A 14,716-nucleotide genomic window follows, 5' to 3' on the forward strand; every position below is an offset into this window, starting at 1 on the left:
ATGCAGGGCTCCGTGGCCTATCGATCGATCCAGAAGCGCGGTCTGCACATCGGCCTGCTGCCGGCCATGGCCGCGGCCGTCAACGACTCGACGCCGCTCACGCTCGACCACGATCTGGACGTACTGCCCGAGACCGGCCGTCACCTGACGGCCGCTCAGCTCGCCGACATCGTCGACGACCTGGCCGCGCGGCTGTGGGCCGCCGGGGTGCGGCCCGACGAACACGTGGTGATCCACAAGAGGGCGAACGCCGATGTGTGGGTGCTGGCCTGTGCCACGTCCCGGATCGGCGCGGTGCCTGTGCTGCTGTCGCCCAGCCTGGACGCGGTGACAGTCGGTGCCCTGCTGCAGCGGGTCCACCGGCCGAACCTGCTCACCGACGAGCACAAGCTCGACGCGCTCGCCGAACTGCCCCTGGCCGACCTCACCCGGGAAGTGATCGTCGTCAACGGCGAGCGGGAAGGGGCCGTCTCGCTGTCCCGGCTCGCCGAGGCACCGCGGGTCAAGCCTGTCGTGCGGCCCATCGACGAGGCCGCCGTGATCACCCACACCTCCGGCACCACCGGAGTGCCCAAGCTGGTCGTGCACACGCCCCGCACCCAGGGCATCCGGCTCAAGCCGCAGTGGCGGCTGCTCTCCCTCATGCGGCAGCGGGAGAGCGTGGCCATCGCCATCCCGTTCGTGCACTCCCGGAACGTCGCCGCGATGGCCCTGGCCCTCCTGAAGGAGATGCCGGTGCTGCTGATGAACGAGTCGGACCCGGACACGGTCGCCGAACTGCTCCTGGAGAACCGGCCCGGACTCATCGAGGCGCTGCCCAACTCGCTGATGGCGTGGGAAGGTCTGGCCGAGGACCCGCGCAGGCCGTTCGCCTCGGTGAAGTACTTCAGCAGCACCTTCGACGCGATCCACCCGCGGACGATGAGCCGGCTGCTCAACTCGTCCGACCGGCCGGGCGCCCTGTTCTTCCAGATCTACGGGCAGAGCGAGGTCGGCCCCGCCGTCGGCCGCGCCTACTTCCGGCACTCCGCCCACAAGGCCAACGGCCGCTGCGTGGGCTGGCAGATGCCGCTCGGCTCGGCGAAGGTCCGCGTCGTCAGCCGCGACGGCACCCGGCCCACCGAACTCAACCCCGGCCGCATCCAGGTCTCCTGGCCCGGCCTCGCCAAGACGTACTTCGGCGAGCAGGACCGCTACGACGGCAACCGCGAGGGCGACTGGTGGCCGACCGGAGACGTCGGCTACTTCACCAGGTTCGGCTGTCTGCACATGCTCGACCGCGAGGTCGACATGATCCCCGGGCTGCGCAGCTCCCTGGAGGTCGAGGACCTGGTCCTCGACAAGATGCCCGAACTGAGCGAGCTGGTGGTGGTCCACGGCCCCGACGCCGAGGCCGTCCCGGTGCTGTGCACCCACGGCGACCGGCCGCTCGACCTCGGCCGGTGGCGCGCGGCCGTCGCCGACTTCCCGCAGCTGGCCGACCCGGTCCAGATCCCTGAGGCCGAACTCCCGCGCACCGGGACCTTGAAGGTGCAGCGCCTCGCGCTGGCGGACCGGCTCAAGAACAGGCGCAAGTGAACAAGGACCACAGGATCCGAGACTGAACTCTTGGGAGCAATGATGTCGGGTGCAGTCGATGTCTCGGTGGAGGGTTTCCTCTCCGCCATCGAGAAGTCAGCCGGCCTGCTGGACGTGACCGCTTCGCGCGAGGTCGTCCGGCCCATTCTGGCCGCGTTCGAAGAACAACTCGCCGAGGCGGTGATCGCCTTCAGGGTGGCCACCAACGCACGGCACGAAGGAGATCTCGACGCGCGTTTCACGCTGCCCAAGGAGACCGACCCCTACGAAGTCGCCCTGGCCAAGGGCCTGATGGAAAAGCCGGAGCACCCCATCGCGGGCCTGCTCCCGGACCTCCGGCAGCTGTGCCCCATCGACAGTTACGGCATCGACTTCGGCGTCACGACCGGGTTCAAGAAGATCTGGGTGTACTTCCCGGCCGGGGAGCACGAGACCCTGGACCGGCTCACCGGTCTGCCGTCGATGCCCCCGAGCCTGGCCGGGAACCTCGACTTCTTCACCCGATACGGCCTGGCCGACAAGGTGGACGTCATCGGCATCGACTACCGCAGCCGCACGATGAACGCCTACCTGAGGGCGCCCGCGGAATGCTACGAGAAGGAAACCGTCCTCGCGATGCACCGGGACCTCGGCCTGCCGAGCCCGAGTGAGCAGATGTTCGCCTTCTGCGAGAAGTCGTTCGGCATCTACACCACCCACAACTGGGACTCCCCGGACATCGAGCGGATTTCCTACGGGGTGAAGACCGACGACCCGATGGCGTATTTCGCACGGCTCGGCACCAGGATCGAGCATTTCGTGAAGAGCGTTCCGTACGGCGTCGACGACCCCAAGATGGTCTACGCCGCCGTGACGTCCTCCGGCGAGGAGTACTACAAGCTCCAGTCCTACTACCGCTGGCGCCCCGTCAGCCGTCTCAACGCCGCTTACATCGCCGCGCGCGACAAGGTGTAGGAGGAATGACGGCGATGAGTGAGCAGAGCGGCCCGGAATTCCGGTTCAGCCGGATGGAAAGCCTCCTCAGAGGCCGCCGGCTGCGCCGCCTGACCGTCGACGGTGTCGACGCCGTATTCGTCCGGGACCCGGTGCTGGTCCGCGGGATCCTGGTGAGCGACAGCAAGAACTACGGCAAGGGCGAACTCTTCCGCAAGGCCAGGAACCTCAGCCGGGTCGGCATGCTCTCCGAGGACGAGGCCATGCACCGGCACTACCGGCGGCTGGCCCATCCCTTCCTGCGGTCGGCGAAGGTCGACGAGTACGTCCCCACGATGCGCGAGATCGTCCGTGACGTCGTCTGCGCCTGGCGCCCGGGCGAAGTCGTGGACGTCCAGGCCGAGATGTGCCGGATCACCTGCACGATCTCGGTCAGCACGCTCATCCCCGGACTCGCTCCGGGGACGACGGCCGCACTCGGCGAGCGGCTGTCCGCCCTGGCCTGGGAAATGATCAGGAAGCCGCTGTACGGGAGTTCGGCGGCCCGGGCGGCGCGGCCGGGGGCGTCCCGGCGGCTGTCCCGGGCGCGCACGGAGTTCCGGGACCTGCTCGCCTCCTGCATCGAGGACCTGCCGAACCGGCCCGAAGGCACGGGCGGTTACCTCGCCGCACTCCTCGCGGACCGCGACGAGACGGGGAAGCCCCTCCTCACCCCGGAGCAGGTGTGCGAGGAGGCGGTCATGATGATGACCGCGGCCACGGTCACCACCGCCTCCGTCATGTCCTGGGCGCTGTATGTGCTGTCCAGGAACCCCCTGGCCGAGGAGCGGCTCCTCAAGGACCTGGCGCGCAGCGGCAGTACCGCCCAGGCGCCCGACGCGCCCGGCTACACCCTGCGGTTCCTGATGGAGATCCTGCGGCTCTATCCGCCGGTGTGGATCTCCTGCCGCAAGACCCTCGCGGACGTCACGCTCGGCGACCATGCGCTGCCCGCGGGCACGAACGTGGTGTTCAGCTCGTATCTGCTGCACCGCGACCCGGAGTGCTACGCCGATCCGCACCGGTTCGATCCCGACCGCTGGCTCTCCCTCAACCCCGGCAAGGTCGACGCCTCCTACATCCCCTTCGGCATCGGCTCCAAGGGCTGCGTCGGGGAGATGTTCGCCTGGCAGGAGCTCCAGGTCATCCTCGACGGCGTGACCCGGGAATGGAAGCTCGCCACCGAGCCCGGCAACCAGATCCGCACCGCGCCGGAGACCACGCTCCATCCCCGCCGCCTGCTCATGGTCCCCCAGCCCCGCTGACCGCGGAAACGACAAGGGAGTTGAGTGCTGTGACTCTGTCCACGTCGGCGGAGGGGGCGCCGACCGACCGCCGGGCCGGTTCCGTCGGCACCGGCCGCGCCCACGCCAAGGCCGTTCTGCTCGGGGAACACGCCGTCGTCTACGGGGCTCCGGCGCTTGCCGTTCCCGTACCGCAGCTGACGGTCACCGCCACCGCCCGGGTCACCGACGGACCGGGCGGGGTGTCCTTCACGATGACCGGCTCCCCGTCCCGGCCGATGGTCACGCAGGCGTCCGACGGGCTGCGCCGGCTGATCACCGAGTTCATGGCGGCCACGGGCGTGGACGGCAGCCCGCACCTGGAGGTGACCGTCGACGGGGCCATCCCGCACGGCCGCGGACTCGGCTCCAGCGCGGCCTGCGCCCGCGCCGTCGTCCACGCCCTCGCCGACCTCCACGACCGCCAGGTCACGGAGAACGAGACGTTCGACCTGGTCCAGACGGCCGAGAACATGGCGCACGGCCGCTCCAGCGGCGTCGACGCCCGCACGGTGGGCGCCGCCGGACCCCTGCTGTTCCAGAAGGGCGAGGCGCAGGAACTGGCCATCGGCTGCTACGGCCTGCTCGTCATCGCCGACAGCGGTGTCGTCGGCCGTACGAAGGACGCGGTCGAGCTGCTGCGGGAGGGATTCGCGCGGCACGCCGGAGCGCGGGAGAGATTCGTGGACCGCGCCTCGCGGCTCACCGAGGAGGCCCGGTACGCCCTCGCGGACGGCAGACCGGAGGAGCTCGGCGCACGGCTGACGGACTATCACGATCTGCTGCGGGCGGCCGGACTCAGCACCAACGGCATCGACGCCCTGGTGGAGGCCGCGCTCACGGCGGGCAGCCTCGGAGCCAAGATCACCGGCGGTGGCCTGGGCGGCTGCGTCCTCGCCCTGACGCGCGGGGAGCAGGCCGGTGACGTCATCCAGGAGCTGTACGCCGCAGGTGCCGTGCAGACCTGGGTCGTACCGCTGAGAGGGCCGGGCGAGTATGCGCGCTGACCTTCCCACCCCCCTCGCCGCCCAGCGGGAGCGGCACACCGCAGGTCGGGCCACCGCCGTCGCGCACCCGAACATCGCGCTGATCAAGTACTGGGGCAAGCGGGACGAACACCTGGTCCTGCCCCGCACCGACAGCCTGTCGATGACCCTGGACGTCTTCCCCACGACCACCTCCGTCCGCCTCGACCCCGACGCCGGGCACGACGTGGTGACCCTCAACGGCAGCTCCGCCGGGGGCGAGCCGCTGCGCCGCGTCGTCGGCTTCCTGGACCTGGTGCGGGCCCGGGCCGGGAGCACGCACCGGGCCGTGGTGGACAGCGAGAACACTGTCCCCACCGGCGCCGGCCTCGCCTCGTCCGCCAGCGGGTTCGCCGCCCTCGCCGTCGCCGCGGCGGCCGCGTACGGCCTCGGCCTCGACGCCACCGCCCTGTCCCGGCTCGCCCGGCGCGGCTCCGGATCGGCGTCCCGGTCGGTCTTCGGGGGCTTCGCGGTGTGGCACGCGGGCTCCGGCACCGCGCAGGAGGCCGACCTCGGCTCCTACGCCGAACCCGTGCCCACGGGAGACCTCGACCCGGCCCTGGTGGTCGCCGTCGTCGACGCGGGCCCCAAGCCCGTCTCCAGCCGGACGGCCATGCGGCGCACCGTCGACACCTCCCCGCTCTACGAGCCATGGGCGCTCTCCAGCGAGGCCGACCTGGCCGAGATGCGGACGGCCCTGCTCGCCGGTGACATCGAGGCGGTCGGGGAGATCGCGGAACGCAACGCCCTCGGCATGCACGCCACCATGCTCGCGGCCCGTCCGGCGGTCCGCTATCTGGCGCCGGCCGGCCTGACCGTCCTCGACGCCGTCCTGAGGCTCCGCCAGGACGGCGTCCCGGCCTACGCCACCATGGACGCCGGACCCAACGTCAAGGTGCTGTGCCGCCGCGCGGACGCCGCCCGCGTCGCCGAGGCGGTGCGGGCGGCCGCCCCCGACGGCTCGGTGCACATCGCCGGACCCGGCCCGGGTGCGCGCCTGTCGGGCGAGGACGGCCGGTGATCCGGCGGAGCGCTCCGGGCAAGCTGTTCATCGCGGGGGAGTACGCGGTCGTCGAGCCCGGGAACCCGGCGATCCTCGTCGCGGTCGACCGGTACGTCACCGTCACGGTGACCGACCCGGCCGAGCCGGGCGTCGAGATCACCTCCGACCTCGGCCCGGCCGGCGCGCGCCTGCGGTGGCGGGAGGGCCGGCTCGGCCCGCACACCGGACTCACCCATGTGCTGTCCGCCATCGAGACCGTCGCCGACCTGCTGGCCGAACGCGGCCGTGCGGCACCGGAGTTCGGCCTGTCCGTCGTCAGCGGCCTGCACGACCGCGGCACCAAGTACGGCCTGGGATCCAGCGGCGCGGTGACCGTGGCCAGCGTGGCCGCCGTCGCCGCGTACTGCGGACTCACCCTGTCTGACGAGGAACGGTTCCGGCTCGCCCTGCTCGCCACCGCCCGGCTCGACCCCAAGGGCTCCGGCGGCGACCTCGCCGCCAGCACCTGGGGCGGCTGGATCGTCTACCGGGCGCCCGACCGGGCCGCCGTCCGGGACCTCGCCCGCGACCACGGCGTCGAGGCGGCCCTGCGAGCGCCCTGGCCCGGCTTCGACGTACGGCCGCTGCCGCCGCCCGAAGAGCTCTCCCTGGAGGTCGGCTGGACCGGAGACCCGGCCTCGACGGCGTCCCTGGTGTCCGAGCTGCACCGGCGTCCCTGGCGAGGAACCGCCGCCCACCGGCGGTTCGTCCGCGCCACCACCGACTGCGTGCACGCGGCGGCCGAGGCACTGGAGCGCGGCGACGGACCGGAGCTGATGGCCCGCGTCCGGCAGGCCCGCCGGGAGCTGGCGCTGCTGGACGACGAGGCCGCCCTCGGTGTCTTCACACCCCGGCTCACCGCGCTGTGCGAGGCCGCCGAAGCCGTCGGAGGCGCGGCCAAGCCCTCCGGCGCGGGCGGCGGCGACTGCGGCATCGCGCTGCTGGACGCCGGCGCCCCACGGGACATCGCCCGACTGCGCGAACGGTGGGCCTCGGCCGGGGTGACGCCCCTGCCGATCCGTCCCGCCGCGGAAGGAGACCAGCCATGATCGCTCAACGCAAGGACGACCATGTCCGCCTCGCTGTCGAGCAGCAGCAACGGCACAGCGGACGCAACCAGTTCGACGAGATCTCCTTCGTCCACCACGCCCTGGCCGGACTCGACCGGCCCGAGGTCTCCCTCGCCACCACCTTCGCCGGCCTGTCCTGGCCGGTGCCGCTGTACATCAACGCCATGACCGGCGGCAGCGAGCGCACCGGCGCCATCAACCGGGACCTGGGCATCGCCGCCCGCGAGACCGGCGTGCCCATCGCGTCCGGCTCCATGAGCGCCTACTTCAAGGACCCCGGCTGCGCGGGAACGTTCAGCGTGCTGCGCGAGGAGAACCCGGACGGGTTCGTCATCGCCAACGTCAACGCCACGGCCTCCGTCGACAGGGCGCGCCGCGCCGTCGACCTGCTGCGCGCCGACGCCCTGCAGATCCACGTCAACACCGTGCAGGAAACCGTGATGCCGGAAGGGGACCGCTCCTTCGCGTCCTGGGTGCCGCAGATCGAGCGGATCGCGGCCGGCGTAGACGTCCCGGTGATCGTCAAGGAGGTCGGCTTCGGGCTGAGCCGCGAGACCGTGCGCCTGCTGGACAGCCTCGGCGTACGGATCGCCGACCTCGGCGGCCGGGGCGGCACCGACTTCGCCCGTATCGAGAACGGCCGCCGAGAACTCGCCGACTACTCCTGGCTCAACGGCTGGGGACAGTCCACCGCCGCCTGTCTGCTGGACGCGCAGGACGCCCCGATCCCCGTCCTCGCCTCCGGCGGGGTGCGCCACCCCCTCGACGTGGCCCGCGCGCTGGCGCTCGGCGCGTCCGGCGTCGGCGTCTCCGGCACCTTCCTGCGCACGCTCCTCGACGACGGAGTGGCGGCGCTGATCGCACGGATCCGGGCCTGGCTCGACCAACTGGCCGCCCTCCAGACCGTGCTGGGCGCCCCCACCCCCGCCGCACTGACCCACTGCGACCTGCTGATCCACGGCGAACTGCGTGACTTCTGCGCCGACCGGGGCATCGACACCCGGCCGCTCGCCCGCCGCTCCGGCAGCCTGACGTCCGCCACCAGATGACGGGAAACACACCATGACCGACAACGCGATCGCCGGGGTCCCGATGCGCTGGGTGGGCCCCCTGCGGATCTCGGGGAACGTGGCCACCACCGAGACCCCGGTCCCGCTCGCCACCTACGAGTCACCGCTGTGGCCCTCCGTGGGCCGCGGCGCGAAGGTCTCCATGCTCTGCGAGCGGGGCATCGTCGCCACCCTCGTCGACGAGCGCATGACCCGCTCGGTGCTCGTGGAGGCGCTGGACGCGCAGACGGCGCTGACGGCCGCGCGGACCATCGACTCCCGCATCGACGAGCTGCGCGAGGTGGTGCGCACCGGCAGCCGCTACGCCGAACTGATCGGCGTACGCCACGAGATCAACGCCAACCTGCTGTTCATCCGGTTCGAGTTCAGCACCGGCGACGCCTCCGGCCACAACATGGCCACCCTCGCCTCCGACGCGCTGCTCGGACACCTGCTGAAGACGATCCCGGGCATCGCCTACGGATCGATCTCCGGGAACTACTGCACCGACAAGAAGGCCACCGCGGTCAACGGCATCCTGGGCCGCGGCAAGAACGTGGTCACCGAACTGCTCGTCCCGCGGGACGTGGTCGAGGGAGTCCTGCGCACCACGGCTGCCGGGATCGTCGAGCTGAACATCCGCAAGAACCTGCTCGGCACCCTGCTCGCCGGCGGCATCCGCTCGGCCAACGCCCACTTCGCGAACATGCTGCTCGGCTTCTACCTGGCCACCGGACAGGACGCGGCGAACATCGTCGAGGGCTCCCAGGGCGTCGTCATGGCCGAGGACCGCGACGGCGACCTCTACTTCGCCTGCACCCTGCCCAACCTCATCGTCGGCTCGGTCGGCAACGGCAAGGGACTCGACTTCGTGGAGACGAACCTCGCCCGCCTCGGCTGCCTGGCCGACCGCGCCCCCGGCGAGAACGCCCGCCGCCTCGCCGTGATCGCGGCGGCCACGGTGCTCTGCGGTGAGCTCTCCCTGCTCGCCGCGCAGACCAACCCGGGCGAACTCATGCGCGCCCACGTGCAGTTGGAACGGGCCCACGAGACAGCGAAGGCAGGTGTCTAGGGACATGGCCGACGACCTCGCCACCGGCATCCACGATCTGTCGTTCGCGACCACCGAGTTCGTCCTCGCACACACCGTGCTCGCCGAGCACAACGGCACCGACATCGGCAAGTACCACCACGGCATCGGCCAGCGGTCGATGAGCGTGCCCGCCGCCGACGAGGACATCGTCACCATGGCCGCGACCGCCGCCGCGCCGATCCTCCAGCGGCACGGCAGCGACGGGATCCGGACCGTCATCCTCGCCACGGAGTCCGCCATCGACCAGGCGAAGGCCGCCGGGATCTACGTCCACACCCTCCTCGGACTGCCCTCGGCCACCCGCGTCGTCGAACTCAAGCAGGCCTGCTACGGCGCGACGGCCGCCCTCCAGTTCGCCCTCGGCCTGGTGCGCCGCGACCCGGCGCAACGGGTCCTCGTGATCGCCGCGGACGTCTCCAAGTACGAGCTGGACAGCCCCGGCGAGGCCACCCAGGGCGCCGCCGCGGTGGCCATGCTGGTCGGCGCCGACCCCGCGCTGGTGCGCATCGAGGAGCCCTCGGGGGTGTTCACCGCCGACGTCATGGACTTCTGGCGGCCGAACTACCGCGAGGCAGCCCTGGTCGACGGACAGGAGTCCATCGGCGCCTACCTCCTGGCGGTGCAGGGCAGCTGGAAGGACTACACCGAGCAGGGCGGGCGCGCGCTCGACGAGTTCGCCGCGTTCTGCTACCACCAGCCGTTCACGAAGATGGCGTACAAGGCCCACCGCCAGCTCCTCAACTACTGCGGGCACGGCGTCGACGAGGACCGCGTCACCCGCGACCTCGGACTGACCACCGCCTACAACAACGTCATCGGCAACAGCTACACCGCCTCCGTGTACCTCGCCCTGGCCGCCCTGCTCGACCAGGCAGACGACCTGGCCGGGCAGGCCGTCGGCTTCCTCAGCTACGGCTCCGGCAGCGTCGCCGAGTTCTTCGCCGGCACCGCCGTACCCGGATACCGGGACCACCTGCGCACCGAGGGGCACCGCGCGGCGATCGACCGGCGCACCGCCGTGGACTACGCCCGCTACCGGGGCCTGCACGAGCACTCCTTCCCGGCCGACGGCGGGGACCACCGCACCCCGGCCGAGACCACGGGACCCTTCCGGCTGGCGGCCGTGCGCGACCACAAGCGGATCTACGAGACGCGCTAGCCGGCCGTGCCGTATCCACACCGATCGAGGGGAAGACGGGCGCATGACCGAAGTCGGGGTGCTCGGTACGGGTGCTCATGTGCCGGACCGGGTCGTCTCCAATGACGAGGCCGGAGCCGCGGCGGGCGTCGACGACGCGTGGGTCGTCCGCAAGACCGCCATCCGCGAACGCCGCTGGGCCGCCCCCGGGCAGGCCACCTCGGACCTGGCCGCGGCCGCCGGACGGGACGCGCTGCGGTCGGCCGGCATCACCGCCGACCGGCTGACGGTGATCGTCGTCGCCACCTCCACACCCGACCGGCCCCAGCCGCCCACCGCCGCCCGGGTGCAGCACCTGCTCGGCGCCGTCGACGCGGCGGCGTTCGACGTCAACGCCGTCTGCTCCGGCGAGGTGTTCGCGCTCGCCGCGGCCGAGGGGATCCTGGCCCGAAGGGGCGGACACGCCCTGGTCATCGGCGCCGACGTGTACTCCCGCATCCTCAACCCGGCCGACCGCAGGACGGTCGTGCTGTTCGGCGACGGCGCCGGCGCGATGGTGCTGGGCCCGGGACGGGGCGGCCGCGTCCGCGCGCTCGCCACCCACACCTTCGGGGAGCTGTCGGACCTGATCGAGGTGCCCGCCGGCGGCAGCAGGCTGCCCCTGGACCGGGCCGCCCTGGACGCCGGGCTGCAGTACTTCCGGATGGACGGCCGCGCGGTGCGCGGCTTCGTCGAGGACCGACTGCCCCTGCTGACCAAGCAGTTCCTCCACGAGAGCGGCATCGCCCCCGACGACATCGCCCACTTCGTCCCGCACCAGGCCAACGGTGTCCTGCTCGACACCCTGTTCGCCTCCCTGGCCCTGCCCAGGGCGACCATGCACCGCACCCTGACGCACTACGGCAACACCGGAGCCGCCTCCATCCCGATCACCCTCGCGGAAGCCGCCCGCGCCGAGGCCTTCCGAACCGGCGACCTGATCCTCCTCGCCGGTTTCGGCGGAGGCATGGCCGCGGGGTTCGCGCTGGTCGAGTGGTGAAGACACCGGCGGAAGCAGGAACCATGACAGCGAGACACTGCACGGTGGGCCTGATCGGCAGCGGCCCGCGGGGCCTCTCGGTGGTCGAACGGCTCTGCGCCAACGCCCGCGCGATGCCCGAGGGCAGCACGGTCCACGTCCATGTCGTCGACCCCTACCCGCCGGGCGCGGGGAAGGTGTGGCGCACCGACCAGTCCCGCCATCTGCTCATGAACACCGTGGCCGGACAGATATCGGTGTTCACCGACACCTCCGTCGACCTGCGCGGCCCGCTGGAACCCGGCCCCAGCCTCCACGAGTGGGCCGAGGCGCTCCACGCGGGCCGCCTCCGCCACGACTGCCCGCCCCATGTCCTGGACGAGGCCCGGCAGTTGGGCCCCGACACCTATCCGACCCGCGCCTTCTACGGCCGGTACCTGCGCTGGGCGTACCGGCACGTCGTCGACAACGCGCCCCCGGGGCTGCGCGTCACCTCGCACACCGCCCTCGCGGTCTCCCTCGACGACGACCCGGACGCCGAGAACCCCGCCCTCCAGCGGATCGTTCTCGACAACGGCACCGTCCTCACGGACCTGCACGCCGTGATCCTCTGCCTAGGGCATCTGCCAGCCCGCGCCGACACCGCCGAGCGGGAATTCGGCGCCCGCTCGCGCCGGGCGGGACTGATCCACCTCGCCCCGGCCAACCCGGCCGACGTCGACCTCGACGTGCTGGCCCCCGGCACCAGGGTGCTGCTGCGCGGGCTCGGGCTGAACTTCTTCGACCACATGGCCGAGCTCACCGCCGGCCGCGGCGGCTCCTTCTCACGGGCCGGAGGACGGCTCGTCTACCACCCCAGCGGCCGGGAGCCGCACCTGTACGCCGGGTCCCGGCGCGGCATCCCGTACCAGGCCCGGGGCGACAACGAGAAGGGCCCGCACGGCCGGCACGAGCCGCTGCTGCTCACCGCTGACCGGGTCGCGGAGCTGCGCCGCACCCACGCCCGCTCCGGACTCGACTTCCGCAAGGATCTGTGGCCCCTGATCTCCCGCGAGGTCGAGGCCGTCTACTACCGCACGCTGTTCACCTCTCGCGGGCACATCGCCCGGGCGCGGCAGCTCCAGGACGACTTCCTGGCGACCGGACCGGGGGAGCGGGAGAAGGACGCCGTGCTGTCGGCGTACGGCATCAGCGAGAAGTACCGCTGGGACTGGGAACTGCTCGCCCGGCCCTACCGGGACCGGGAGTTCACCGGCCGCCGCGACTTCACCGACTGGCTCCTCGACCACCTGCGCAAGGACGTCGCCGAAGCCAGGTGCGGCAATGTCAGCGGTCCCCTCAAGGCCGCCCTGGACGTCCTGCGCGACCTGCGCAACGAGGTCCGGCTCGCCGTCGACCACGGGGGCCTGCACGGCGAGTCGTACCGCGCCGACCTGGACGCCTGGTACACCCCGCTCAACGCGTTCCTCTCCATCGGACCGCCCGCCCGGCGCGTCGAGGAGATGATCGCCCTGATCGAGGCCGGTGTGCTGCACGTGATCGGGCCCGGCCTGCGCGTGGCCGTCGACGGCACCGGGTACACAGCCGCCTCGCCGCTCGTGCCCGGCTCCGAGGTCCGGGCGGACGCCCTGGTCGAGGCCCGTCTGCCCGACATCACCCTGCGCCGCACCGGCGATCGGCTGCTGCGCGGGCTGCTCGCCACCGGACAGTGCGCCACCTACCGCATCCGCACCCGCTCCGGCGGCGCGTACGAGAGCGACGGACTCGCCGTCACCGGGCGGCCGTTCCACCTGATCGACGCGGCCGGACGGGCCCATCCCCGGCGCTTCGCCTTCGGCGTGCCCACGGAGTCGGTGCACTGGGTGACGGCCGCGGGCATCCGTCCCGGCGTGAACTCCGTGACCCTCACCGACTCCGACGCCATCGCCCGCGCGGCCCTCGCCTGCGCCGACCGGAAGACCACGGCATCCGGTGGCGGACGGGAAGCGCCCGCATCCGGCGGCGGCCAGGAAGCACCCACCGACCAAGGACTCACCCATGCCCACTGACACCGGTCCCACCGGCGACGCCGGTCTGCTGTCCCCGGTCTGGGCGGCCACCCCCGTCGTGGACGCGGTGCACGACGGGGCCTGGCTCCAGGCCATGCTGGACGCCGAGGCGGCACTCAGCCGGGCGCAGGCCCGCCTGGGCACCGTGCCCGTGGCCGCCGCACAGGTCATCACGGAGGCCGCGAGGGCCGACCGGCTCGACCTGGCCGCCCTGGCCCGGCAGGCACGCGAGTCCGCCAACCCCGTGGTGGCGCTGGTACGGGAGTTCACCGCGCTGGTCGCGGACCGGGACCCGGAGGCGGCCCGCTACGTGCACCGGGGCTCCACCAGCCAGGACATCCTCGACACCGCGACCGTCCTGGTGGTGAGCCGGGCCGTGCGGCTGATCCGCGCCGACCTCGAACGGGTCGAGCAGGCGCTGGCCGTGCTCGCCAGGGAGCACCGGGACACCCTGATCGCGGGCCGCACCCTGGCCCTGCACGCGGTGCCCACGACCTTCGGGCTCAAGGCGGCGGGCTGGCGCCATCTCGTCCTGGACGCGGTCCACAAGCTCGACGCGCTCAGCGCCGACGTCCAGCTCGGGGGCGCCGCCGGAACCCTCGCCGGCTACCTCGCCCACGCGCCCGGAGCCGACCCCGCCACCTACGTCCGCGACCTGACGGACGCCTTCGCGGCCGAACTGGGCCTGTCCGCACCCCTGTTGCCCTGGCACGTGCTGCGCACGCCCATGGTGGACACGGCCACGGCCGCCGCCTTCCTGTGCGGAGCTCTCGGCAAGATCGCCGTCGATGTGCTGTCGCTGACCCGCACCGAGGTGGGCGAGGTGCACGAGCCGGCGCCCAGCGGCCGGGGCGCGTCCTCGGCGATGCCGCACAAACGCAACCCCGTGCTCGCCACGGCCGTCAGGTCCGCCGCACTGCAGGCACCCCAGCTCGCCGCGACCGTTCTGGGCTGTCTGCCGAGCGAGGACGAACGGTCCGCCGGTGCCTGGCACGCCGAATGGGAGCCCCTGCGGGCCCTGTTGCGGCTGGCCGGGGGCGCCGCGCACCAGACGGTGGAACTCGTCTCCCACCTGTCCGTCGATCCGGAGCGGATGCGCGCCAACACCCGTATGACGGGGGGAGCGATCATCTCCGAGCGGATCGCCGCCGTACTCGCCCCCGCCCTCGGCAAGGCCCGGGCCCGTGATCTGCTGAACGAGGCGTCCGCCCGCTCGGCGAGCACCGGCGAGCCGCTGGCGGAGCTGCTGCGGCAGGACGGCGGGGCCTCGGCCGCCCTCGCCGACGCCCGGCTGTCCGACCTGTTCGAACCGGCGGCCTACACCGGCGCCGCGGGCCCGCTCGTCGACCGCGCCCTGTCCCGCCCCCTGCCCGTCCCGGGCCGGCCGACGAAGGACTAGG

The 14,716-nt window shown here is 72.4% G+C and carries 12 protein-coding genes; all 12 read left to right on the forward strand.

Going from position 1 to position 14,716, the window contains the following annotated elements:
- The 12 genes from ACFYW5_RS17335 to ACFYW5_RS17390 are packed head-to-tail and all read left to right on the forward strand — an operon-like array spanning window position 1 to window position 14,715.
- Window positions 1-1,578 (forward strand): class I adenylate-forming enzyme family protein, encoded by a 1,578-nt coding sequence (locus tag ACFYW5_RS17335; protein WP_389417839.1) that lies wholly within the window; start codon window positions 1-3, stop codon window positions 1,576-1,578.
- A gap of 39 nt (window positions 1,579-1,617) precedes the next feature.
- Complete coding sequence (locus ACFYW5_RS17340; protein WP_389417840.1) at window positions 1,618-2,532, forward strand: aromatic prenyltransferase; 915 nt, start codon at window positions 1,618-1,620, stop codon at window positions 2,530-2,532.
- A 14-nt stretch (window positions 2,533-2,546) separates the two neighbouring features.
- Window positions 2,547-3,815, forward strand: a complete 1,269-nt coding sequence (locus tag ACFYW5_RS17345) for a cytochrome P450 (RefSeq protein ID WP_389417841.1) — start codon at window positions 2,547-2,549, stop codon at window positions 3,813-3,815.
- Between the two features lie 29 nt (window positions 3,816-3,844).
- The gene (gene mvk / locus ACFYW5_RS17350) at window positions 3,845-4,840 is read left to right on the forward strand and encodes a mevalonate kinase (protein WP_389417842.1); all 996 of its coding nucleotides are present in this window, start codon (window positions 3,845-3,847) and stop codon (window positions 4,838-4,840) included.
- Window positions 4,830-5,879 carry a diphosphomevalonate decarboxylase gene (mvaD, locus tag ACFYW5_RS17355; RefSeq protein ID WP_389417843.1) on the forward strand — a complete coding sequence of 350 codons (1,050 nt, stop codon included), beginning with the start codon at window positions 4,830-4,832 and terminating at the stop codon, window positions 5,877-5,879. The genes mvk and mvaD overlap by 11 nt, the downstream gene beginning before the upstream one ends.
- Window positions 5,876-6,949 carry a phosphomevalonate kinase gene (locus tag ACFYW5_RS17360; RefSeq protein ID WP_389417844.1) on the forward strand — a complete coding sequence of 358 codons (1,074 nt, stop codon included), beginning with the start codon at window positions 5,876-5,878 and terminating at the stop codon, window positions 6,947-6,949. The genes mvaD and ACFYW5_RS17360 overlap by 4 nt, the downstream gene beginning before the upstream one ends.
- On the forward strand, window positions 6,946-8,019 hold the full coding sequence (gene fni / locus ACFYW5_RS17365) for a type 2 isopentenyl-diphosphate Delta-isomerase (protein ID WP_389417845.1): 1,074 nt from the start codon (window positions 6,946-6,948) through the stop codon (window positions 8,017-8,019). The genes ACFYW5_RS17360 and fni overlap by 4 nt, the downstream gene beginning before the upstream one ends.
- Window positions 8,020-8,032: 13 nt before the next feature.
- A complete protein-coding gene (locus tag ACFYW5_RS17370) occupies window positions 8,033-9,091 on the forward strand; it encodes a hydroxymethylglutaryl-CoA reductase (RefSeq protein ID WP_389417846.1) in 1,059 nt (352 codons plus the stop codon).
- Window positions 9,092-9,095: 4 nt separating this feature from the next.
- On the forward strand, window positions 9,096-10,271 hold the full coding sequence (locus ACFYW5_RS17375) for a hydroxymethylglutaryl-CoA synthase (RefSeq protein WP_389417847.1): 1,176 nt from the start codon (window positions 9,096-9,098) through the stop codon (window positions 10,269-10,271).
- Between the two features lie 43 nt (window positions 10,272-10,314).
- Window positions 10,315-11,289, forward strand: a complete 975-nt coding sequence (locus ACFYW5_RS17380; RefSeq protein ID WP_389417848.1) for a 3-oxoacyl-ACP synthase III family protein — start codon at window positions 10,315-10,317, stop codon at window positions 11,287-11,289.
- Window positions 11,290-11,312: 23 nt separating this feature from the next.
- The gene (locus ACFYW5_RS17385; RefSeq protein ID WP_389417849.1) at window positions 11,313-13,316 is read left to right on the forward strand and encodes an FAD/NAD(P)-binding protein; all 2,004 of its coding nucleotides are present in this window, start codon (window positions 11,313-11,315) and stop codon (window positions 13,314-13,316) included.
- Window positions 13,306-14,715 carry an adenylosuccinate lyase family protein gene (locus ACFYW5_RS17390; RefSeq protein WP_389417850.1) on the forward strand — a complete coding sequence of 470 codons (1,410 nt, stop codon included), beginning with the start codon at window positions 13,306-13,308 and terminating at the stop codon, window positions 14,713-14,715. Before ACFYW5_RS17385 ends, ACFYW5_RS17390 begins: the two co-directional genes overlap by 11 nt.
- The last annotated feature ends 1 nt before the right edge of the window (window position 14,716 follow it).

It is taken from the genome of Streptomyces sp. NPDC002779 (assembly GCF_042888685.1).
GTDB lineage: Bacteria > Actinomycetota > Actinomycetes > Streptomycetales > Streptomycetaceae > Streptomyces.

Excerpts from the sequence above, each read along its gene's own strand:
- ACFYW5_RS17345 (WP_389417841.1), top strand. The coding sequence starts at position 2,547 with ATGAGTGAGCAGAGCGGCCCGGAATTCCGGTTCAGCCGGATGGAAAGC.
- ACFYW5_RS17335 (WP_389417839.1), top strand. The coding sequence starts at position 1 with ATGCAGGGCTCCGTGGCCTATCGATCGATCCAGAAGCGCGGTCTGCAC.
- ACFYW5_RS17340 (WP_389417840.1), top strand. The coding sequence starts at position 1,618 with ATGATGTCGGGTGCAGTCGATGTCTCGGTGGAGGGTTTCCTCTCCGCC.
- mvaD (WP_389417843.1), top strand. The coding sequence starts at position 4,830 with ATGCGCGCTGACCTTCCCACCCCCCTCGCCGCCCAGCGGGAGCGGCAC.
- ACFYW5_RS17375 (WP_389417847.1), top strand. The coding sequence starts at position 9,096 with ATGGCCGACGACCTCGCCACCGGCATCCACGATCTGTCGTTCGCGACC.
- ACFYW5_RS17380 (WP_389417848.1), top strand. The coding sequence starts at position 10,315 with ATGACCGAAGTCGGGGTGCTCGGTACGGGTGCTCATGTGCCGGACCGG.
- ACFYW5_RS17370 (WP_389417846.1), top strand. The coding sequence starts at position 8,033 with ATGACCGACAACGCGATCGCCGGGGTCCCGATGCGCTGGGTGGGCCCC.
- ACFYW5_RS17390 (WP_389417850.1), top strand. The coding sequence starts at position 13,306 with ATGCCCACTGACACCGGTCCCACCGGCGACGCCGGTCTGCTGTCCCCG.
- fni (WP_389417845.1), top strand. The coding sequence starts at position 6,946 with ATGATCGCTCAACGCAAGGACGACCATGTCCGCCTCGCTGTCGAGCAG.
- ACFYW5_RS17385 (WP_389417849.1), top strand. The coding sequence starts at position 11,313 with ATGACAGCGAGACACTGCACGGTGGGCCTGATCGGCAGCGGCCCGCGG.